Raw genomic sequence first — 21,968 nt, 5'->3', positions numbered from 1 at the left:
CATCGTGGTTCCTATGAGGTATACAAAAATGATAAATGCTATCAAGTATACTGTCAATGTCCTTAAATAGAGAATAAACTGGGTTATATGTGGTATAAATAATGTGTGAAAAATCCTTGATATGGTATACTATCCCTACATGAACATTGCCTATTTTGGTGAACGGGGAGTATTGAAGATGAGCAACAAACCTGATCGAGTCACATTTCAGAAGCGTTTGGATGAGATGGTGAGCACACTTCGCCGCGACATTCTCACCTCGGTCCGCCCACCTGGGGATTATCTGCCCTCTGAGCTGGCGTTGGCAGAGCAGTACATGCTTAGTAAAAAGTCTGTCCGCAAGGGACTTGAACTGCTTGTGGAGGAAGGATTGATAACGAAAGAGCCGCGCGTGGGCAACAGGATCAACGATCCTGCTCCTGTGCCGAGGGTATCGCTGAAGCTCGGATGCTATCCTTCTTTGGATGATGAGATGGATTTGAAAGGATTGCTTAAGCAGTTTCATCAGCAATATCCTCACATCTTGGTGGATACAATCGCGCTGCCTTACACGAACTATCCTGAAGTAATCTCGGGGTATCTGGATAACGGATGGCTGGATGTGCTCTCTCTAAATACGTGGAATTTCCGCGAAATGCTGGAGCATGGCGAACTGGACCGATTCGTTCCGCAGGAACCGGATCCGGAAGCGTATTCGTTTCTGCGGAATTATTTTGCGCATGAAGGCAAACTGTACGCCCGGCCGCTCACTTTTTCGCCGGTTGTGCTATGTTATAACAAAACCTTATTCAGGAAGTGGGGTATACCTGAACCCGATAGCAGCTGGTCATGGAAGCAGCTGGCGGAGACAGCGGTCCAAATCCAGAAAGACCATCATCTATTCGGCTTCTACGCCCATATCGCCTCGACGAACCGGTTTCCCATCCTACTGCTGCAGAAGCACTTTCGGTTCGCACAAGAGCACGGCGAATATCGTTATGACGATCCGAAGCTGTGGGAAAGCTTAGGCATGTTCCGGGATATTATCTACCGACAGGGGCTGTCGGCCTCTTTTCTCTCCGAATCGGACGGGGACGCTGAAAAACTGTTTATACAACAGAAGACGGCCATGGTTATGACGACGTACTATGGATTAAAAATGCTGAAGCATGCCGATTTCGCCTATGACCTTGCTCCGCTGCCTTATGAAAACAGCGCGAAAACGTTACTGCTCGTGACTGGCCTTGCGATCAACCGGCAATCGAAGCAGAAGGAAGCAGCGGGGCTGTTGGTCGATTTTCTTAGCTCGGCATCGGCCCAGCTGCATATCCGCAAGGAGACGCTGAGTATTCCTGCCAAGAAATCTCCGGCGGAATGGGACGGTCCGGAGAAGATGTATCGGCCATCGCGTTTTAACCTGTACCGCGAGATCGTTCCAACCTTCAGCAGCTATGCGGATTTGGGCATAACGATGGAGGAGCTGCACCGACTCCGAAATGAGTTGAAGCTGTTTTGGGCGAATATGGAGCAGGCCGAAGACGCCTCCGCCCGTCTCGGGAACAGGCTTGAGGTGAAGTCCTGATTTTAGCCCAATCTGTCTAATTTTCTCAGTGCTATAAGTGAGGAATTAGACTTTTTATATTTGATTTTCTTAGCGTTGTAATTTCGAATGAAGCACTCTTTTGAATTAGCTGCCGGATCATGATAGTATCAGAGAAAAGACGGAAGCAGTTCATCGTCGCAAGGACCCGCGCTCGCTTTTCCTCGCTGACATAAGGATGCTCATTGAGTAACCGGGGTACCGTGGATACCGACACGCCCGCAAGCTTCGCGATTTCTTTGATATCGGGCATGCCTTTTCCCTCCTTTTGTACCATGTGCGGCTGTATCGTACAGATCTCCGCCAAGCTCAAAGATAAGCACTGTCCGTATCCTGGAGAAGACCGCTGGTTAGCGGCCGTTCATTCTGTATAGCGTTTTATTGCCAAGTCTGCCTCTTCTGGATCATTCCTGAGGGGCAGGCTTTTTGCGATATGTGACTGCCACGCCTCTTTACAGAAATATACAACCATGGTATGACTAATAAAATGAATTGCTTGCGGGAGGGGACAGGGTGTGGACATGAAAAGAAGAAGCTTTTTATATTACTGGATCGCGCACTCCAGCATCTCGCTGGCAGGCGTAGTCTATATTATGGTACTGACAACCTTTATGTATCAAGAATCCGGATCGGCATTCATTGCTGCGCTGTTCCCGCTATTCAATGCCGTTGCACGGTTCGCGGCTGGCTTTACGGCTCCACTTGTTATGGAAAAGTCCGGTTTCTCCAAACTTCTGGTGCGGCTTCAAGTGATGAAAGTTCTATTGCTAACGATGCTTGTCATTCTATTTCCATACATATCTTCTCAGGTTTACATATTGTGTATCTTCATTTTATTGATAGCTTTTACGGAAGGATGGGGAAATCCGCTAATTCAGTCCATGGTTCCAAGAATAGTTGCATCAGACCGCTTGGTGAAGGCCAACAGCTCATTATCTGTGACTAGTCAATCCTTGCAGATCGCAGGATACACGTTTACGGGCTTTGTTGTCATAAGATTTGGACATATGCCCACTCTAATCATGAGCTGTTTATTGGTCTGGCTGTCCGTGATCTGCCTATGGATTGCCGTGCGTTCTATGAAGGAGAAGGAGCTGGCTGGCGGTGGGCAAGAGAAACCAAGCTGGGATGTCATTCGGGAAGGCTGGTTATACCTCTGGAGAATTCCTACCTTAAGATGGATTACGATGATGGATATGATTGAAGGTGTTGCCGGAACTATCTGGGTAGGGGCGATTACGCTGGTATATGTAAAAGAAGTGCTGCATCAAGGTGAGGCATGGTGGGGATTCATTAATGCCAGTTATTATATCGGCGCTATTGCAGGCGGCTTGCTGACGCTGCTGATATCTTCGTTCATCCAGAAAAACTTGATTGCTTGTATGGCCGCTGGTTCTGCGGTATTCAGTCTGCTGACCTTATGGTATGGCTTGAACAGTGTCCCTGTGGTGGCCTTGATTCTATGTATTGCAATGGGCCCGGCTTATCAGCTGAGGGATGTCGCCCAGCAAACGGCGTTCCAATCAGCTGTGGATCATCAGATGCTGCCGAAGGTATATGCATCACGTGATATTTTGCTATCTACCATAACGAGTTTATCCATTGCTGTTATTGGTTTAATAGCGGATACGCTTGGTATTCGTATGGTATACATTGCGGGCTCTGTATGTATTGCCATATCGGCCGGATTGTCATTTATGATCTTGAAGCTGCAAAAAAATGCGGTAACACCCCCGGCAGGGGAGACAGCTGACAGCTCCGTTTCGTGAATATGTTTCGGAAAAATGCATACAGGCAAGGTGAATCTGACTTCTGTACATGAAGCAAGCCATCTGCTGAGAATGTTAAAAGGAGTCCTCTTCTCGCATAAGAGGACTCCTTCTTTAACGTTCGAATGATCAGATCAATTGCTTGCGCACTTTCAAATATCGGTATAGAAGAATGCCAAAGAATGAACAGAGCAGGGCGCATAGTCCGATGAAGCCATAACCTGCCTGCAGCCCGCGCAGCAGACCAAGCTCCGTTCCACTGCCGTACATTTGCTTGAATCCGTTCGTGATCGCTCCGATCGCGTAGTTGCCGATGACGCTGCCGATTCCCATCATGGTGACGATGAACGTAATTGCAGTGTCACTCTCTTTGGGATATCTTTTGGCGATCAGAGCCATGACGGTCGGATAGATCGGCGCAATTCCAATGCCTGCCGCAGCGAACAGGAAAGCATAGGACTCGCCGCCGAAAATGGCGATAAAGGTGCACAAGCTTGTCAACGCGGACAGGATGATAATAGATAGTGTGAAGCCGATCCGGTCCGTGATTGGGCCCAGCAGCAGGCGGGCCGCCGAGAAGCAGAGGAAGAAGGCTGACAGCATCCCGGCTGCAGCGGCAGGCTCCCACTTGTACGATTTTTCAAGAAAGTTGACGAGCCAGCCGCCAACGGCCATCTCCGACACGACACCAAAGGACAGAATCAGGACGACAAGCCACAGCGCGCGATCTTTGACCAATAACTTGAGCGGAGTCCGCTCCGTTTCCGTTAAGTCATCACCCGGAAACTTGCTCATGAGTGCCGGGATCATTGGCAGTACGGATAACATCAGCATAGCCAGATACATCCCCCGCCAATCCAGCGTGTACTGAAACACGGTTACGGTCATGAGACCGGATGCGATCATCGGTGCCACGGTAGAGCTGATTCCGTAGAAGAAATGGGACAGGTTCATCATGGTGCCTGTGTTTCTCACGAAGATACGTGCGGCCAGTATGGCGAGTCCGATCTCGAGCATTCCATTTCCGATGTACATGAAGAAATAGGACGCCGTAAACAAGGGATAGCTGTGTGACAGAAATATAAAAATGCCCGAGACAGCCATCGAACCGAAGGCCAACATGGAAACCCACTTGATTCCAATCTTGCGAGTTAACAGAGCGGTAAAAGAGCAAGCGATCAAGTATCCGAGTGCATTCAGTGAAAGCAAGGTTCCAATCTGCATCTCATCCAGATTGAAATCGAACTGAATTCTCGGGATCGCTGGTCCCTTAATATTTTCCGATATTCCAAAAATGATAAATCCAAGAAAAATCGTTGCCAAGTGCAGGGTGTAGTCTTTGCTGAACTTAGGCTTGGTTGTCGTTTGCAGGTCTGAATTCACGGTTATTCCCCATTCGTTGTTGTTGAATTTATTAGTGTGCTTGTATCGGATATCATCATATCCATCGCAAGCCGCTGCAGGCCGGCTATATAATCATGTTCCCAATGACGAAGCAGCATTTCAGGCAGATGCGTCTGGGGTATGTAGGTGGAAGCCCGGTCTTTAATGGCACGCAGGGTGGAGGGCAGCAGGTTATGCTCACACCACAGAATAGCGTCGGGATTTAAAATCGCAGTGAAGGTGGCGCTTAAGCGGCTCAACGCATCGATTTGCTCTTCATCCGGCTCGATCAGACTGCTCATTACAGAGTCTCTGCGGTCCAATACACAATGAAGGTTGCTGTCACTACCCATCGGCAGATAGCCGATCTCTCCCGTGAAGAAAGATCGCCCCCGAACGACATTACCGTTGATCAGCAGCCCCGCGCCTGGTCCATTATGTCCAAGGTACACGTATACAAGGGAGGCTTCCTCCGACTGGCTAAGATTCTGGTAGCCGAGGACGGCTGCGTTCATGTCATTTTCCACGATCACAGGAATAGAGTACATCTCTTCCAAATAGGATTGGAGGTTGAAGTCCTGGAAAGCGCTGTAAGACGGTACGTGGAAAATAATTCCATCCCGCACCGAAGCCGGCATACCGACGGCGATTGAACGGATTTTCGGATATCGGCGAATCCAGTTTTCAAGCTGGAAGGACAGCGCTTCCGGTCCAGCATGGAGAATGCCGTCTTCAATGGTCCTCTCAATCAAATCGCCGTTCCAATTAAAGAGAGTGTATACGCTCTGTTCCTTCTCATAATAAACGGCCAGACCGAGCATATAATCCGGATTAAAGGCATAACGGTTTGCCCTCCTTCCGCCACTGGACTCATCCAATCCGAGCAGGTGGACTTCACCTTCCTCCGTCATCTGTTCCAGCACTTTGCTTACGGTAGGAAAACTGATTCCGAGTTGTTCACTAAGCTCCGCCTTGGTTCCGCTCCCACGTTCTAGCAGGGAAGAGCGGATGGCCCGCCGCACGGCAAATTTCATGGACTGAGGCGTAGGTATAGCTTCCTTGCGCGTAGTCATCACCTCTTTTTCTTACTTATTAAATCCGTTTAATAAGTGTCTGTTGATGATTATTGCATACCGAGTACGATGGTGCAAGAACAATTTTATGACACGGTTATGGGGGAGGAGACAAATCAAAAAAGAGCGCCCGCCGGTGATAAGAAGGACTGCGTACGCTCTTATTGTGATAATTAGGAGCCGTTAGCGGAGGAGCATAATGGTCCCGCCGAGAATCGGCATGAGGATCATGGAGAACCGCAATAGTGTGCGGGGTGCTTTGTTGGTGAATTTGGCTCCGATGTAGGAACCGATCATCGTGCCTGCAACGACTTGCAGAAGGAGCAATCCGTCAATATATCCTGCTTGAAAATAACCGAGACCGCCAAAGAGGGCGATTGGCATGATCACCATCATCGTTGTGCCTACTGCCAATGTGATTGGCAGGTTGAACAGAACCATTAAGGCAAGCTGAATGAACGGAGTCGAACCGATGCCAAACACACCAGACATTCCGCCGGTGATTAAGCCGGAGATTAGGGCCATCATCCAGAACCGGGAGGAACGAATGGAGGTTAGCATGGGCTTTGGCGTGAGCTTCATACGGGTCCTCAGCATGATGAGTAAGCCGGATAGAAACAGCATCATTGCCGTACACCATACCAGCCGATCCTCCGGCATAAGCCGGGCGGCAAAGCTGCCTGCATATGAACCGATAGCTCCGAATAATCCAACGGCTAGTCCGGTTGATAAAATGGTATTCTTCTCCCTGATATGGCTGATGGAGCCGGAGATCATGGTGAATACCATGGCTGCGATGGACGTGCCAAGAGCAGTATGGACAGGAACGTGAAATACGGTCACCAGAAGTGCGATAATAAAGCCGGATCCGCCGGCCCCTACAAAACCGAGAAGCCCGCCCAGAAATAACATCGTGATGAAAATACTCATGAGAGCCTCTTCTTTCCTTGTATATTCATTTCAATTTTACTATTATACATGAAAATGGAGATGACGCATCCATGGGGTATCCATTACAAGATATGTAGCGTGGTGATTCGATAGATTTGATAGAGCTTGGTTGGTAACACTGATCAGATATCCATTGACAATAGCGAGACTCCATGAGAAAATGTACGCGCGTACATAAATCAGAAAAGGATTGATTTTTATCGCTAGTCGTAAAGAGGTAGCTTCGCTTGCCGGCGTTTCAGAAGCCACGGTATCCCGTGTTCTGAACGGGGTTGGTCCGATCAAGGAGGAGACCAAGCGGAGGGTGCTGGAAGCAGCCGACCGGCTTGGATATACCCCGAGTGCGCTTGCCCGCAGTTTTGCCCGCCGCCGAAGCGGCAACCTTGGAGTCGTGATGCCTTATTTACCGAAAGCCCGCATCTTCTCTGCCTATTATTTTTCCGAGATATTAAGCGGAATTGGAAGTAAGGCCTTGGAGAGTCAGTATGATCTATTAATGCTGTTTCGCCAGCCGGATGGCTCGATGGATTATGTGAATCTGTTTCGTACACAGAAAGTGGACGCTTGCATTATCCTCGGGGCGCGTGATGATGGAAGCGAACGACAAGCCATTCTGAAGCTGAGTGAAGCAGATCATCCTTACTGCCTGATTAATCAATACTTCGAAGGTGAGTCATTCCATGTCATGGATGCAGATCATGTAGACGGCAGTTATCAGGCGGTTCACCATTTGACGGAGCAAGGATTTCGGAAGATTGCTTTCCTCAATGGGCCGCCCCAATATTCCAACAGTCGTGACCGAATGAAGGGGTACATCAAGGCGCTGAATGAAGCTGGCATCATTCCAGATGAATCCTTATTGTTTGAAGGCAACTTCAGCCGGAAGAGCGGTTATGCCGCAGCTGAACAATTGGCGTTGAAGATTGACGGAATTGAGGCGGTATTTGCTGCCAATGATCGCATGGCGATCGGACTTCAACAAGGATTGCGCGAGCTGGGTGTTACAGAGGAACGTATGCCTGCTTTCGTCGGTTATGACGACTCGGAGGCTGCCGAACTGTGTACCCCGCCACTTACAAGCGTGCGAGTTCCCTTCTACGAGCTGGGACGTCTCGCAGCAGAGCATGTACTTCATCTGCTCGAACCTGCAGATTCCCAGAATGATGACAGGACAGAAGCTGTGCTTCATCGTCAGCTTCCTACCCGTCTGGTCGTCCGTGCATCTTCGCTTCATCGAAATCAATGAACCCTTATTGAAGGAGGAATGAAGGATGAAACAGTTACGTGTTGGCATGATCGGATATAAATTTATGGGTAAAGCTCACAGTAATGCCTACCGAAGCTTGCCGATGTTTTTCCCGGATGCGCTGAAGCCCGAAATGGTGGCCATCTGCGGCCGCAATGCAGGGGCTGTGCAAGAAGCAGCAGATCAGCTGGGCTGGCATGAAAGCGTTACTGATTGGAGAGAGCTTGTGAATCGGAAGGACATTGATCTGATTGATATCAATGCTCCAAGCGATGCTCATAAGGAGATAGCCTTGAGCGCAGCGAAGGCAGGAAAGCATATCTTCTGTGAGAAGCCGCTTGCCCTGACCTTGGCGGACGCCAGGGAGATGCTGCATGCTGCCGAAGAAGCGGGAGTCACCCACATGGTCGGGTTTAACTATAGATTCTCTCCAGCAGTAAGATTGGCCAAGAAGCTGGTGGACAGCGGCAGATTGGGTCAGATTTATCATTTTCGTGCCTGGTTTCTGCAGGATTGGATCATGGACCCCCAGTTTCCATTAGTATGGCGGTTACAGAAAGAAGTGGCTGGCTCTGGATCGCATGGAGATTTGGGCGCCCATCTGATTGATCTTGCACATTATTTGGTCGGCGATATGAAAGAGGTCATCGGAATGAGCGAAACCTTCATCAAAGAGCGTCCGCTTGCCAGTGAGATGACGGGATTAAGCGCCAAAGGAAGCGAAGGCGGCCCCATGGGGAAAGTGACAGTAGATGACGCTACGTTGTTCCTGACCCGCTTCCAGAACGGCGCACTGGGTAGCTTCGAGGCGACGCGCTTTGCTGCAGGTCACCGCAGCACTAATTCATTCGAGATCAATGGCAGCCTGGGTAGTGTCAAATTCGATTTCGAACGGATGAATGAACTTGAAGTTTATTTCACCTCCGACGATGAAGATGTTCAGGGCTTCCGCCGCGTGCTCGCAACGGATCCCGTTCATGATTACATGGAGGCATGGTGGCCGCCAGGACATACCATTGGTTTTGAACATACCTTTACGCACGAAATTCTGGAGCTGGCAAACGCCATATCGGAGGGGAGACAGCCCGTTCCCAATTTTGCAGATGGCGTGAAATGTCAGGCTGTTTTGGAAGCCGTGGATAAATCCATAGCGGAACGACGTTGGGTGCAATTGTCGGAAATGTAAGCATGCCATTCGGCCACATATGGCTGGTCACATAAAAAAAGGAGTGCTAGATATGAAAAAGGCTTTAATCGTATGGGGCGGCTGGGACGGACACGAGCCGGAGCAGGTTGCCGGCATTTTCGCAGACTTGCTTCGTCATGAACAATACGAGGTCGAGGTGTCCGACACACTGGATGCCTTTAATGACGCAAAGAAGCTGCAGGCATTGGATTTGATCGTGCCGGTATGGACAATGGGAAATATATCTCAGGAGCAAGTGGAGAACGTATCGCTTGCCGTTCAGAAGGGGACCGGATTGGCCGGCTGTCACGGCGGAATGTGTGATTCGTTCCGCCAAAATGTAGATTGGCAGTTCATGACGGGAGGAAACTGGGTCGCGCATCCAGGTAACGATGGAGTGGAGTACCGTGTCGAGATTAAATCAAGCTCCAGCCCGCTGGTAGCTGGTATGGAGGACTTCACCGTAGTCTCCGAGCAGTATTATCTGCATGTAGACCCGGCGGTTGAAGTGCTGGCGACCACCCGCTTCCCGGTGGCAGCAGGACCTCATCTGCTGAACAAAGCCGTCGACATGCCGATCGCCTGGACAAAGCGCTGGGGATATGGACGGGTGTATTACAATTCACTCGGCCACCATGCAGATATCGTTGATATGCCGCAGGTGAAGGAAATGATGCGGAGAGGGCTCATCTGGGCGGCTGAAGGCAAATCATTGTATGCCGGTTCAGACATGGATTTGTTTACGAAAGGCCAAGGTTACACAGGCATGGGAGACAGCCAATAAGAAGGAGACTTGGATGATGAAAAAGGTAAAGGTTGGCATAATCGGCTGCGGAAAAATCAGCGGCATTTATATGGAAAACTGCCAAAAGTTTGACATCCTGGAGCTGACGGCCTGTGCGGATATTGATCGCACCCGTGCTGAGGAACAGGCTACCAAGTACCACATTCCTCATGTGTACACTACCGAGGAACTGCTGGCAGACCCCGAGATTGAGCTGGTTATTAATTTGACCATACCTGCTCTGCACGCACAAATTATGATGGATGCTTTGGAAGCTGGCAAGCATGTGTATGTGGAGAAACCGCTGGGTGTAACCCGTGAAGAAGGCAAGGCGGTATTGGACTTGGCAGCCTCCAAGGGACTCAGAGTAGGCTGCGCTCCCGAGACCTTCCTTGGAGCCGGCATCCAAACAGCCCTGAAGCTGATGGAAGACGGACGCATCGGAAGGCCAGTCGCAGCGACCGCTTTCATGATGAGCCGCGGACATGAGCACTGGCATCCTGATCCGGAATTTTATTACGCCGCGGGCGGTGGACCGATGTTTGACATGGGACCTTATTATTTAACGGCGCTGGTTCAATTACTGGGACCGATACGAAGTATTAGCGGCATGACCGGAATGGCTCTTACGGAGCGGACGATTACCAGTGAGAAGAAACATGGTCAGAACATTCAGGTAGACATTCCGACACACGTGGCAGGTTTAATGGAGTTCCATAACGGTGCAATCGGTACGTTGATCACGAGTTTTGATATATTCGGAGGCAGTACGCTGCCACATATTGAGATCTATGGCACTGAAGGTACGATGCTTGTTCCGGATCCCAACGGTTTTGGCGGACCGGTTAAGTATCGGCGGATAGGTGAAGAAGATTGGACGGAGGCACCATTGCTTCCGGGATATAATGAGAATACGAGAGGAATCGGCCCGGCGGATATGGCTTATGCTATTCGCAGCGGACGAGCGCATCGTGCGAGCGGCGAGCTTGCTTATCATGTGCTGGAAGCCATGTGGGGGTTCCATGATGCCTCCGATGAAGGCAAAAGATATGAGATGGTTAGCACTTGTGATATCCCGGCGCAATTGCCACTCGGTTTACCGAAATATACGCTGGATCAATAATACTTCATACAATAAAATCGGCTTATCTCGAAGGGTCCATTGGATCAACGGGGAAGCCGATTTTTTTATGATGCATTTGACTGAGTTCATCATCCATTCAATCATCCATTCAAAATGTAGGAATGTAGGAATCAGGGACAAAGCTCTTCACTATTCTTTTACGACGAGTCCGAAGATTTTGGTTAACGGAATCGCTTGATGTGGTGAAATGATGCAGCCTTGAAGATCTTCCAGGGTGGCGCCGATATTATGGAAGTCCGTTCGGCTCAGATCGATTCCCGCCAGCTTCGTGCCGGAGAACTGCGATTGGTCGATCTGGCAATCCAGAAATTCAACCTTATGTAACTCGGAATGATAAAAGTCCGATTTCACGAGCGAGGTGGATTGGAAGGATACCTGTTTCATGTTAGCAAACCGAAACGTAGCATAGTCACCCGTGCATTGATGGAATACGACATTCCGAATCGTTGCCGCCGTCAAATCGAGCCCCAGAATTTTGCAATGATTAAATTGGACTCGGTACATGATGGCTTCGCTCAGATTTACGTTGGACAAATCGCAATGGTTAAACACGAGATCCGTAAGCTCGGCATGCTCCAGTGTTACGTGCTGGAATGTAACATTATGGAATGTCATTTGGTCGAATTGAACCTTGTCTGCCGAAATATAGGATACCGTCTCGTCTTGGCAAGCGGATTGTACGAATGAGGATTCATCATCAAGAACTGCATCTGAGAGGATCACAGATTCTAGCTGTTTCGGAAGCTTGGGTTTCACGATTTTGACCGGTGCTGACGACTTGTCAGTATGGTTGTTCGATGACATGAGTTTACCTCCAAACATCGGAATAAATATTCATTGTGTAGAAGTATATCATGTACGTATCACATTGTCCGGTACGGCTTGGATAATTAAAGAAGGAAAACAGAACATGTCCAAGAATATAACAAAGGAAATGAGAGACGAGGAGAAGAGAGAATACATGCAGATTAGAATAGCAAATACACTGGATGCTGAAGGCATCGCAAATGTTCATGTGAATAGCTGGAAGACAACATATGCCGGAATAGTGGATGACAACTACTTACAAAAGCTGTCTGCTGCTGACCGAATCGAAGGCTGGCGCTGGAAGCTTGCCAATATGTCGGCAGACGAGCAATTATTGGTCATAGCAGATGAGGCCGGCGGGATATACGGATTCATGTGTTATGGCACGGAGCGGGAGCAGAGGATCCCCCATGAAGGCGAACTTTATGCGATTTATTTATTGGAAGAGATACAGGGTCAGGGCTGGGGGAAGCAGCTGTTTGCCAGGATGAAGGAGTTTCTGTCTGACAGAGGATATCGCTCTTTATTGGTATGGGTACTGGAGGGCAATAAGGCAGAACAATTCTATCGATACATGGGTGGTAAGGAATTGAAGCGGAAGGAGATCGTAATTGGCGGTAAAACGCATACCGAAATCGCTTTGTTGTGGAATTCCTTCGACCAGATTTGATCGATCGCCCTTTTAGGGAATTGCGGCAAGTTTACATTCGAATGCCAATCTACTATGATATTGATATACCCCGGTGGGTAATGTATAGGCTATGCCGCACCATAGGAGGTCACATTTGAGTATAATTCCAATCGGTCCTTTGATGATCCGAGCAGATATCGTGCTTTTTCTAATATGCGCTGCGGCTGGGTTTGCCGCTTTACGCATTCGCTTACGCCAGATGCCACAGCGAGAATGGATTCAGGATACCTATTTATCTGTACTGATTATCGGTTTTGTCTCTTGGAAATTCGGAATGCTGGTATTCGACCCGATCCGGACTCTTCAGCATCCGGCTGCGCTTATTTATATGACAGGCGGAGCTAAAGGCATATGGCTAGGGACGATTCTTGCTCTTATCTATGCGGCTCTTCGCTGGAGGAAGCATCGGGAAGATTCCGCCTTGCTATTGAAGTCAGCTATCTTGGCGGTATATGCGAGCGGATTCGCAGGGTATCTGTTTCTATGGTTATGGAGAGACGGGGCAGACCTAACGTCTTCCTTATTGTATACCATATTGTTTGGCGTGCTGTTCATATTCAGCTGGCTCCTCTTCCAATCTTCATTGACTAAATTCCTAACTTTGGGTTTAGGAAGTAACGGAGCGGTATGGGTTGTTATGTCAGCCCTTATGGTATGGGTTATCTATGATTTCACTGTTGGCACGACCAATAAGCGTGAAGCTGCCTCGCCTTCGATGCAAGAGGGAAGCAAGGAAGTCACAGCGGAAGGTTTGAAGCCCGGCCTACGTGCCCCGGATTTTACACTGATGAATCAGAAGGGGCAGGAGGTTAAGCTGTCCGACTATCGAGGACAAACGGTGTTTCTTAACTTCTGGGCATCCTGGTGTCCTCCTTGCAAGGTTGAAATGCCTTATATGCAGGACTTTTACATTAAACACCAGAAAGAAGAAGTCATTATACTGGCTGTTAACATGATGCATTTGGAGAAGAGCATGAGTGAAGTCGACTCTTTTATTGAGAAGAACGGGTTAACCTTCCCTGTCCTGTACGATCAGAACGGAGATAGTACTCACCGTTACGAGGTGGTGGCCTACCCGACCACGTATGTCATTTCCCCTGATGGTATAATCTCTGAGCGGTTTCAAGGCGCGATTGACGAAGATCTGATGGTTAGAGCTTTAAGGAAGGCTAGTGATGTAGGCAGGTAAAAGAGCGGAAATTTGCTGACGCGGACATCTATCTCTGCCCTCTTGACCTCAGCAAGAATATAATACACAAACGCTGGGGAGGAGATGAAAAAGTGCAACCAATACCAATTTCGGCAGAAGGCTGTAGAGGGTATATCGGTAAAACCGTTTGTGCAGTCATGCATGATGGAAGAGAAGTCGTGGGGACAATTCGCGGTGTTCACGACCATGGGCTTGAGCTTGAATTTGGGAACCCAACAGCATATACATTGTCCACTAAGGGGAAAAAGGGAAAAAAATCTGTGAAATCGACTAAAAGTGGAGTCCAAACCTCTGCATTCGGGCCTTATGGCTATGGTCCTTATGGAGGGTATGGCTATGGAGCCAATGTGTTTGCTTGGAGTGCCATCGCGTTATTGTTCCTCATTCCGTTTTTGTTTATCTAAAGCGATAGAGAGCATATATCAACAGCAGAAGTTCATATCTTATGAAGAAAAGACTGTGCGGAAAGCGTTCCGTACCGTCTTTTTTTGACTTTATTTTATGATCTAGGCCAGTTCTATTTTACTAGTTCCGAACACATGGAAATGAACCCTTCGCTTGATTGTCGCTTTCCTTATTACCTACTAGAATTGAAAAATGTGGTTATTCGCTTGATAAATCGGTTAATAGTCTAATGAAGCGAATTGGAAAAATGTATAGACTGCCTGATGGAGTAATGGCAGCGTGACAGAAGGGGCGTCCATATTTATGTCTAATCGTATTTTAGTTACACCTGAGCAGCTGGAGCAGGTCTCCTCGCAATTTGCCCAGTCGGGACAACTCAGCAGCGATATGGTGCAGCAGCTTCAACGAAGCATTCATGAATTGGAAAGTCAGTGGCAAGGTATGACACGGGAGCGATTCTACGGAGAATACCAGCAGGCGAGATCAACAATGCTTAAGTTTGTTGAATGCTTGCAATCGATCTCTACGGAATTGAGTCAAATTTCGGTCAAATTCCGTACAACAGATGAACAGGTGAATGGAGCCGTTGTGGGCGGTGCAGCTGCAGGTGCAGCCGTTCTGGCTGGGACTGCTGGCGGCGCTGGGAATGGTGGAAATGCCGCCACGGGAGCCAAAACGTTGAAGGGATCAGCCGGGGACTCCAAAACATTGGCGGATAAATTAATTGAAGGCTATGAGGTTGATGCTAGCGTCGTTCGAAATGAAGAAAATGGCCTGTTTGCAAATGCCATAAACGGTAAAGTGAGTGCCAACCTGCAAGAAGGAGTAGAGGTCGGCGGTTCAATTGTTGAAGCTGGATTTGACAACGATTATACCGAGGGTTCAGTCAGCCTGATGCATGCTGGAGTGGAAGCATCCGTGAAGGATGGTACCTTAAACTTGGGCGCTGAAGCCACAATTACCAAATATGAAGGCGGGTTCAAGATACCTTTGCCTTTTACCGATAAATCGTTGAATATCGGCGGTTCTGCATCACTGGGCGTGGTTGGCGGATCAGCTGAAGTAGGTAAAAACGGATTAAGCTTCCACATTCCCCTTGGGCCAGGAATCAGCTTGTTCGGCTTAGGCGGTTCTGTAACTGTTAAGTAAGAAGGAGGCACAGGCGCCAATGAACGATAAACAGCGCAAATTCAAATACATAATGATGGTCATTGGAATCGTAGGGGTGTTAGGAACAGTCATTCCTAATCTGTTGAGCACGGAATATGCGGCTGCTGAGAAGACCGTGATATGCTTATCTTATCTGGTGGGTATACCGCTCATCGTCTCGATTGTATATGGGATCGGCAAAAAAATATTGAAGGGTTGATGAACATGGAACAGCATGATAACACAGAACAGAAGCTGCTGCCTATCGGATCTGTTGTTAAGTTCAAGGATTGGAACCAGACTCTGATGATATATGGGCGAATGCAGAATGATTCCAAAACGCTCAAGCGTTGGGATTACGTTGCATGCTTTTACCCGCATGGCAATCTTACCGCAGACTCCAATATCTTTTTCAATCATCAGGACATTTCAGAAATCGTATTTATGGGGTATGTTAACGACGATGAGATTGCATTTCGCGATGCACTGATGGAGGGGATTGCGAAAGCAGATCAAATCGCAGCAACAGGGGAAGACCCTTCGTAACATAGAGATCATCTGTAGGATCATTTTGCATTACAAAAAACGGCCTCTCATCCTGTTGACAGGGTATGAGAGGCCGTTTTTTTGTAATGCTGAGGTGCCCATGATTAGGTTCGCTTCAGACTAACATTTAATAAAGTCGGTATACTCTTGCCTCATAAGGCTGCAGCTGAATCTTATCTGCTTCTTCATCCAGATTCGGACTGTAATTGGAAATCAATAGCTCTCTGGACAAATCGCGAAGATCTTCGGGCCATTCAAATACCGGTCTCTCTCCAAAAAAGTTAAGGATCACGATGATCTGATCCTTACTCTCGTCCAGCGTGCGCGTATACACATAAAGCTCTGGATCCAGCGGAAATAGCAATTTATACTCGCCATACACCATTACTTTGTGGGTCTTGCGCAGAGCAAGGAGACGGCGATAGTAATTAAAAATGGAATTCGGGTCACTCATCGCGGCCGCAACGTTCACTTCTGAATAATTGGGATTCACTTTAATCCAAGGATCACCTGTAGTGAAACCGGCCTGAGGACTGGCATCCCATTGCATCGGGGTGCGGGCATTGTCCCGGCTCTTGGCACGAATCGCCGCCATGGTTTCATCCATTGGTTTGCCATGAAGATGAGAATACTCATAATAGTTCAAGGTCTCGACATCACGGTAATCCCCGATTGTTTCAAAAGTCACGTTGGTCATACCGATTTCCTCACCCTGGTAAATATAAGGGGTACCCTCCAAGGTTAGCATGAAGGTGGCTAACATTTTGGCTGATTCAACACGATACTGTTGATCATTGCCGAAGCGGGATACGGGTCTTGGTTGATCGTGGTTTCCTAAATAGTTGGCATTCCACCCTTTCTTGTGAAGGGTTGTTTGCCAGTTGCTTATTATTTTTTTGAGTTCAAGCAGTGTCCACGCTCGGGGTACCCACTTGCCTGTGCCTGGTGAGGCACAATCCAGGTTCATATGCTCGAACTGGAATACCATGTTGAGTTCATGGCGAGCATCCCCTACGTACTCCAATGCCTGCTCGGGACCCAATCCGGAAGTTTCACCCACCGTCATAATGTTGTAATCCATCCAAACTTCCTCATTGAGTTTCTTCAGCATCCAGTGGACCTTTTCGAGATTGGAGAACAACTGGTAAGCACGCACAACGGGAAGATGCTGAGGATTATCCGCATTTGGCAGGCCCTCTGCCTTAACAATATGAGCGATGGCGTCTAGTCGAAAACCATCAACACCTTTTTGCAGCCACCAGCTGATCATTTTGTATAATTCGTGCACCATCTCATCGTTGTTCCAATTCAAGTCGGGCTGAAATTTAGAATACAGATGCATATAGTACTCATCGGTATTCTCATCAAGTTCCCACACCGATCCACTGAAGTAAGACTCCCAGTTGTTAGGGAACAATCCGTTAACCCCTTTCTTCCAAATATAGTAGTCCCGCCTCGGGTTATCGATAGAAGATCGGGATTCCTTAAACCATGGATGCTGATCGGATGTATGGTTAAGCACCAGATCCATCATGATCTTGAGGCCCCTGGCATGAGCCTGTTTCAAGAGTTCATCAAAATCACTCATGGTGCCAAATTCGGGGTTGATCGCATAAAAATCGCTGATATCATATCCGTTATCCTTACCGGGGGAATCGTAAATCGGACAGATCCAGATGACATCAATTCCGAGGTTTTTCAAATAATCCAGCTTGGAAATAATCCCTTGAAGATCACCCTTCCCATCTCCGTTGCTGTCCTTAAAGCTGACTGGATATATCTCGTAAACGGCCGCTTCCTTCCACCAAGTTTCATTCATGTGTGCATTCCTCCTGTCATGTAGCAATGGTGTTATGGAAGTTTATCCGTGTCCTCCCTGGAAGGACGGGTATTTGGTCATGCCTCCGTCAGCAAATAGGGTAATTCCCGTCACGTAACTGGATTCGGAAGAAGCGAGCCAGGCTGCGGCAGCGGCGATCTCTTCCGGACGTCCGATATATCCGAGGGGAATAAGAGATTCAACGCCTTTCTTCGCTTCAGGATCAGAGAACTTGGCAGCGTTAATCGGGGTATCGATGGCCCCTGGGCCGAGGTTGTTGACACGGATCCCTTTCGGAGCAAATTCCAGCGCCAGCGTTTCGGTCATCATTTTGACCCCGCCCTTACTCGCGGCATAATGAAGGAAATGCGGCCATGGAATGGTTTCATGAACGCTTGATATGTTAATAATTCTTCCCTTGATCTGATGCTCGATCATATAGTCGATCGCTTCACGGCAGCCCAAAAAGGTGCCCGTCAGGTTCACATCCAGCACCTTTCTCCAGTCCTTTAACGACAAATTCTCGGAAGGGACTTCGTTCTCAATCCCTGCGTTGTTAACCATGATGTCGAGGGATCCAAACTGGTCATGGGCAACAGCCACCAGCTTTCTCACATCCTCTTCACTGGTGACATCCCCATATACCCCTACAGCTTTACCTCCATAGGATTCAATTTCGCTGACCATCTGTTGTACTTCTTGCTCGTTGCCCAGGTAGTTGATGATGACATTCATCTTCTCTTGCCCAAATCTTAGCGCTATAGCTCGTCCGATGCCGGAAGAAGCTCCCGTTACGATAGCAGTGTTTCCTTCAAGATCTTTGTACATGCTTATCCCTCCTGTCGTCGAGTCTCTAAGTGTACAGTACAGTAGTATTTTAACCCGGAACAATATGGGTGAAGCTTACTCCTCAGGTCGTGATTCTGAAGGCGTGGGATAGCAGGAGGATGTGGGCTGAGAATTATATGTGTGTCATTATGCGAGCGTCGTATATACGAAGGCAGGCCGGCATGCCTGTTTTAGTTGGTTTTTGTGTGAATAACACATATGAAAAACGCAAATAGATCGACATTCTTTTGTTTTTATTTTTGTTACAGTCTACTCAAATATAAACGGACATGATATCATAATAAACAAACATAAACAAAAATTTCGTCTGTTCAATCGGAGGGGAAGCTGCATGGTTCAGAGCTTATGGGAAAAGTCAAAGGCACAGCAGGCTAAGAGTACATTGGATGAGCTCGTTTATCGGTCAAATTTGATTGGTGCCGATCGGCGAGTGTGCAACTGGGGCGGTGGCAACACATCTAGCAAAACAAAGATACAGGATTTTCGCGGCAACGACGTAGAGGTAATGTATGTGAAGGGCAGTGGCTCTGATCTTGCAACCATGAAATCTGGCAATTTCACGGGCCTGCGTATGGAGGATATTCGGCCATTGTTTGATAGAGATTCGATGTCGGATGAGGAAATGGTGGCTTATCTGGGCCACTGTATGGTAGATGCTAAGGACCCGCGTGCATCCATCGAGACGCTGCTTCATGCTTTTTTACCTTTTAAACACGTGGACCATACACATCCGGATGCCATTATCAGCTTGTGCTGCGCTCATAACGGCAAAGCAATAGCTCAGGAAATCTTTGGCGACCGTTTCGTATGGGTTCCGTATGTCCGTCCCGGATTTACGCTGTCTAAGATGATAGCCGAAGGGGTTCTGGCAAATCCAAAAGCAGAGCTTGTTCTCATGGAAAAGCACGGACTCGTAACCTGGGGAGATACATCTGAAGATTGTTATGCACAAACCATTCGAGTCATTAGTGAAGCGGAAGCCTACATTGAGGCAAGAGTAAGCGATGAGAAGCTGTTCGGTGGCCCGAAGCATGCACCGCTTGCATCAGATGTACGCCGCAGTTTGGCTTCTAAAGTGATGCCTGTCATCCGCGGCGCAGTCAGTGATGTGAAGAAGATGATTCTGTCCTTTGATGATCAGAAGGATGTACTTGATTTTGTCGGTGGTAAGGAATCGCCAAGGCTCTCCCAGGTCGGCGCAGCTTGCCCCGATCATTTGGTTCATACCAAGGTCGTTCCTCTCTTTATCGACTGGACACCCGATGCTGACGATGTTGAAGGTCTAAAGACAAAGCTTATTGAAGGCATAGCCAAATATAAAGAGCAGTATATCGCTTATTTTGAACGTAACCACCATGAAGGAGATGTCATGTTTGAAGCAGCGCCTCGTGTCATTCTCATTCCCGGAATCGGTATGATTAACACCGGGAAGAGCTGGGCGATGTCACAAGTCAGCGGTGCACTGTATCATAGAGCGATCGCTGTGATGCGCGGTGCAACTGCTCTGGGTGATTTCGTCTCTCTGAGCGAGAATGAATCCTACAACGTAGAGTATTGGCCACTTGAGTTATATAAATTGAGTCTGGCACCGGCCGAAACGGAGTTTTCCCGCCAGATTGCCTTCATTACCGGGGGAGCAGGCGGAATCGGCAGTGCAACAGCCCGTAGATTGGTGGCAGAAGGAGCCCATGTTATTCTTGCCGATCTGAACCTGGAAGGGGCACAGCAGGTAGCTGAGGAAATCAATGCAAAGTACGGAGAGAACCGGGCATTCGCCGTTAAAATGGATGTAACCGACGAAAATGCCGTTCAGCGCGCTTATCATGAAACTTCCATTACTTATGGCGGTGTTGATGTGATTGTTAATAACGCTGGGCTTGCGACATCCAGTCCTTTTGACGAGACGTCTTTAAAGGAATGGAACCTGAATATGAATGTGCTCGGAACCGGTTATTTCTTAGTGGCCCGAGAAGCCTTCTCAATGATGAAGGTGCAAGGACTTGGCGGAAGCATGGTATTCGTAGGGTCGAAAAATTCTGTATATGCCGGAAAGAATGTCACAGCATACAGTTCGGCAAAAGCTTTGGAAGCCCATCTGGCCCGCTGCATTGCTGCAGAAGGCGGAGAGTATGGGATCAGAGTTAACACTATTTTGCCTGATGCCATTCTGCAAGGCTCCGCGATCTGGAATTCGAACTGGAGAAACGAACGGGCAGCAGCGTATGGCATTGAACCGGAGCAGCTGGAAGAACACTATCGTAAACGCACTACGCTGCTTGTCAACATCTACCCGCAGGATATTGCCGAAGGCATTGCCTATTTTGCTTCATCCAGATCCTCGAAGACGACCGGCTGTATGCTGACGATTGACGGCGGAGTACCTGCTGCGTTTACTCGCTGATCAATAGGGTAGAAGAAATTCTTCCGATTGCTCATTCATGCTTGCATCGGGTAGGTTTCGGCATTCATAATGAAACTACTAGGTAAAGTGAACTCGAATGCAAGAAAGAAGCCTACCTGGGCGAGCTTGCGGTTCGCTCGTTCAGCGAAAGCAGAGAATAGAGAGAATATATAGTAAGGATGGGCGGTATGATGCTGGTAGCAGAACGATATGAAAAAATAGTACAGTTGGTCAACGAAAGAGGAAGTATTCGTGTCTCCGAGCTGAGCCAGCTGTGCGGTGTGACGGAGGAAACGATTCGCCGTGACCTCGACAGGCTGGAGCATGCTGGGCGTCTGCGTCGTTCCCACGGAGGAGCGGTTAGCGTGAAGGATCAAGCGGAGATTCAGCGTTCGCAGCCGGAAATACCGTATGCGGAGCGGGAAATCACGAATGCCCGTGAGAAGCAGCAGATTGCGGAGGAAGCGGTCAAGCGAATTCAGACGAATGATCGCATTCTGCTGGATGCAAGTTCAACAGCTTGGTATATGGCGAAGATTATTCCGGACATTCCGATTACCGTACTCACCAATTCAATAAAGGTGGCTGCTGAGCTTAGTACCAAGGAACGGGTGCAGGTCATATCGACAGGTGGTATTCTGGCTCATCGCTCTCTCTCCTTTGTCGGTCCGCTCGCGGAACGCTCACTTGATGCTTATTACGTGGATAAAGCTTTTCTGTCTTGCAAGGGTGTGCACTTTGAACGGGGTCTTAGTGAATCCAATGAGCTTCAAGCAAGAATCAAGCATCAAATGATCGGCATGGCCGATGAGACCATTCTGCTCGCCGATGCCAGCAAATTCGGCATGCAAGCTTTTGCGCAGGTTGCCGATCTATCTCAAGTGAATTTGATCATTACGGATCAGCGTTTGACGGAGGCGGAAGCGGCTCCATATCGAGCTTTGGGCATTCCGATCGAGTCTGTTTAGAATATAGA

General features: G+C 48.4%; 20 protein-coding genes and 1 pseudogene. 14 read left to right on the top strand and 7 right to left on the bottom strand.

Annotated features, from left to right (window positions below; genetic code table 11):
* The first annotated feature begins 178 nt into the window (after positions 1 to 178).
* Positions 179 to 1,561, top strand: coding sequence for an extracellular solute-binding protein (locus tag ABEQ74_RS03845; RefSeq protein ID WP_430119658.1), 1,383 nt, complete (start codon positions 179 to 181; stop codon positions 1,559 to 1,561).
* 148 nt (positions 1,562 to 1,709) lie between these two features.
* Here the strand turns inward: ABEQ74_RS03845 and ABEQ74_RS03840 are convergent.
* Positions 1,710 to 1,832 (bottom strand): annotated as a pseudogene (locus ABEQ74_RS03840) (LacI family DNA-binding transcriptional regulator); the annotation flags it as partial.
* Between the two features lie 268 nt (positions 1,833 to 2,100).
* On the opposite strand from ABEQ74_RS03840, the gene ABEQ74_RS03835 reads away from it, so the two are divergent.
* Positions 2,101 to 3,348, top strand: a complete 1,248-nt coding sequence (locus ABEQ74_RS03835; RefSeq protein WP_430120900.1) for an MFS transporter — start codon at positions 2,101 to 2,103, stop codon at positions 3,346 to 3,348.
* A gap of 129 nt (positions 3,349 to 3,477) precedes the next feature.
* Here the strand turns inward: ABEQ74_RS03835 and ABEQ74_RS03830 are convergent, their stop codons facing one another.
* From ABEQ74_RS03830 to ABEQ74_RS03820, 3 genes are all read right to left on the bottom strand, one after another.
* Entirely contained in the window at positions 3,478 to 4,731 is a 1,254-nt protein-coding gene (locus tag ABEQ74_RS03830; RefSeq protein WP_430119656.1) for an MFS transporter, read from the bottom strand.
* 2 nt (positions 4,732 to 4,733) lie between these two features.
* Entirely contained in the window at positions 4,734 to 5,804 is a 1,071-nt protein-coding gene (locus tag ABEQ74_RS03825; RefSeq protein WP_430119654.1) for an ROK family protein, read from the bottom strand.
* 183 nt (positions 5,805 to 5,987) lie between these two features.
* On the bottom strand, positions 5,988 to 6,734 hold the full coding sequence (locus ABEQ74_RS03820; RefSeq protein WP_430119652.1) for a sulfite exporter TauE/SafE family protein: 747 nt from the start codon (positions 6,732 to 6,734) through the stop codon (positions 5,988 to 5,990).
* A 214-nt stretch (positions 6,735 to 6,948) separates the two neighbouring features.
* Between ABEQ74_RS03820 and ABEQ74_RS03815 the strand changes: the two genes are divergently transcribed.
* From ABEQ74_RS03815 to ABEQ74_RS03800, 4 genes are read left to right on the top strand one after another with little or no spacing between them, the layout of a single operon-like run.
* Positions 6,949 to 8,001, top strand: a complete 1,053-nt coding sequence (locus tag ABEQ74_RS03815) for a LacI family DNA-binding transcriptional regulator (protein ID WP_430120898.1) — start codon at positions 6,949 to 6,951, stop codon at positions 7,999 to 8,001.
* A 25-nt stretch (positions 8,002 to 8,026) separates the two neighbouring features.
* Positions 8,027 to 9,187: a Gfo/Idh/MocA family protein gene (locus ABEQ74_RS03810; RefSeq protein WP_430119650.1), complete on the top strand. Its 1,161-nt coding sequence runs from the start codon at positions 8,027 to 8,029 to the stop codon at positions 9,185 to 9,187.
* A 52-nt stretch (positions 9,188 to 9,239) separates the two neighbouring features.
* Positions 9,240 to 9,971 carry a ThuA domain-containing protein gene (locus ABEQ74_RS03805; RefSeq protein ID WP_430119648.1) on the top strand — a complete coding sequence of 244 codons (732 nt, stop codon included), beginning with the start codon at positions 9,240 to 9,242 and terminating at the stop codon, positions 9,969 to 9,971.
* A 16-nt stretch (positions 9,972 to 9,987) separates the two neighbouring features.
* Positions 9,988 to 11,094 carry a Gfo/Idh/MocA family protein gene (locus ABEQ74_RS03800; protein WP_430119646.1) on the top strand — a complete coding sequence of 369 codons (1,107 nt, stop codon included), beginning with the start codon at positions 9,988 to 9,990 and terminating at the stop codon, positions 11,092 to 11,094.
* Between the two features lie 150 nt (positions 11,095 to 11,244).
* On the opposite strand, the gene ABEQ74_RS03795 is transcribed toward ABEQ74_RS03800, so the two are convergent.
* Positions 11,245 to 11,919 carry a pentapeptide repeat-containing protein gene (locus ABEQ74_RS03795; RefSeq protein WP_430119644.1) on the bottom strand — a complete coding sequence of 225 codons (675 nt, stop codon included), beginning with the start codon at positions 11,917 to 11,919 and terminating at the stop codon, positions 11,245 to 11,247.
* Between the two features lie 157 nt (positions 11,920 to 12,076).
* On the opposite strand from ABEQ74_RS03795, the gene ABEQ74_RS03790 reads away from it, so the two are divergent.
* The 6 genes from ABEQ74_RS03790 (at position 12,077) to ABEQ74_RS03765 (ending at position 15,923) form a co-directional block, all read left to right on the top strand.
* The gene (locus ABEQ74_RS03790) at positions 12,077 to 12,592 is read left to right on the top strand and encodes an N-acetyltransferase family protein (protein WP_430119642.1); all 516 of its coding nucleotides are present in this window, start codon (positions 12,077 to 12,079) and stop codon (positions 12,590 to 12,592) included.
* A gap of 115 nt (positions 12,593 to 12,707) precedes the next feature.
* Positions 12,708 to 13,802 (top strand): redoxin domain-containing protein, encoded by a 1,095-nt coding sequence (locus ABEQ74_RS03785; RefSeq protein ID WP_430119640.1) that lies wholly within the window; start codon positions 12,708 to 12,710, stop codon positions 13,800 to 13,802.
* Between the two features lie 92 nt (positions 13,803 to 13,894).
* Positions 13,895 to 14,227, top strand: coding sequence for a hypothetical protein (locus ABEQ74_RS03780; RefSeq protein ID WP_430119638.1), 333 nt, complete (start codon positions 13,895 to 13,897; stop codon positions 14,225 to 14,227).
* Positions 14,228 to 14,531: 304 nt separating this feature from the next.
* The gene (locus ABEQ74_RS03775) at positions 14,532 to 15,377 is read left to right on the top strand and encodes a WXG100 family type VII secretion target (protein WP_430119636.1); all 846 of its coding nucleotides are present in this window, start codon (positions 14,532 to 14,534) and stop codon (positions 15,375 to 15,377) included.
* 19 nt (positions 15,378 to 15,396) lie between these two features.
* Positions 15,397 to 15,597, top strand: a complete 201-nt coding sequence (locus ABEQ74_RS03770; protein ID WP_054402837.1) for a hypothetical protein — start codon at positions 15,397 to 15,399, stop codon at positions 15,595 to 15,597.
* A 5-nt stretch (positions 15,598 to 15,602) separates the two neighbouring features.
* On the top strand, positions 15,603 to 15,923 hold the full coding sequence (locus ABEQ74_RS03765) for a DUF4176 domain-containing protein (protein ID WP_430119634.1): 321 nt from the start codon (positions 15,603 to 15,605) through the stop codon (positions 15,921 to 15,923).
* A gap of 127 nt (positions 15,924 to 16,050) precedes the next feature.
* Here ABEQ74_RS03765 and ABEQ74_RS03760 read toward each other — a convergent pair whose 3' ends face one another.
* Both ABEQ74_RS03760 and ABEQ74_RS03755 read right to left on the bottom strand, forming a co-directional pair.
* A complete protein-coding gene (locus ABEQ74_RS03760; protein ID WP_430119632.1) occupies positions 16,051 to 17,742 on the bottom strand; it encodes an alpha-glucosidase in 1,692 nt (563 codons plus the stop codon).
* Positions 17,743 to 17,784: 42 nt separating this feature from the next.
* Positions 17,785 to 18,570 carry a glucose-1-dehydrogenase gene (locus ABEQ74_RS03755; RefSeq protein WP_430119630.1) on the bottom strand — a complete coding sequence of 262 codons (786 nt, stop codon included), beginning with the start codon at positions 18,568 to 18,570 and terminating at the stop codon, positions 17,785 to 17,787.
* Between the two features lie 352 nt (positions 18,571 to 18,922).
* Between ABEQ74_RS03755 and ABEQ74_RS03750 the strand changes: the two genes are divergently transcribed.
* Together ABEQ74_RS03750 and ABEQ74_RS03745 are read left to right on the top strand one after the other, a co-directional pair.
* Positions 18,923 to 20,992 (top strand): bifunctional aldolase/short-chain dehydrogenase, encoded by a 2,070-nt coding sequence (locus ABEQ74_RS03750; RefSeq protein ID WP_430119629.1) that lies wholly within the window; start codon positions 18,923 to 18,925, stop codon positions 20,990 to 20,992.
* A gap of 191 nt (positions 20,993 to 21,183) precedes the next feature.
* The gene (locus tag ABEQ74_RS03745) at positions 21,184 to 21,960 is read left to right on the top strand and encodes a DeoR/GlpR family DNA-binding transcription regulator (RefSeq protein ID WP_430120896.1); all 777 of its coding nucleotides are present in this window, start codon (positions 21,184 to 21,186) and stop codon (positions 21,958 to 21,960) included.
* Positions 21,961 to 21,968: the final 8 nt, after the last annotated feature.

Origin of the sequence: Paenibacillus solani, from assembly GCF_050475945.1 — a bacterium.
Lineage (GTDB): Bacteria > Bacillota > Bacilli > Paenibacillales > Paenibacillaceae > Paenibacillus_AQ > Paenibacillus_AQ solani_A.
Note: the sequence above shows the minus strand (reverse complement) of the source record. Positions and strands in the feature narration are given on the sequence as shown.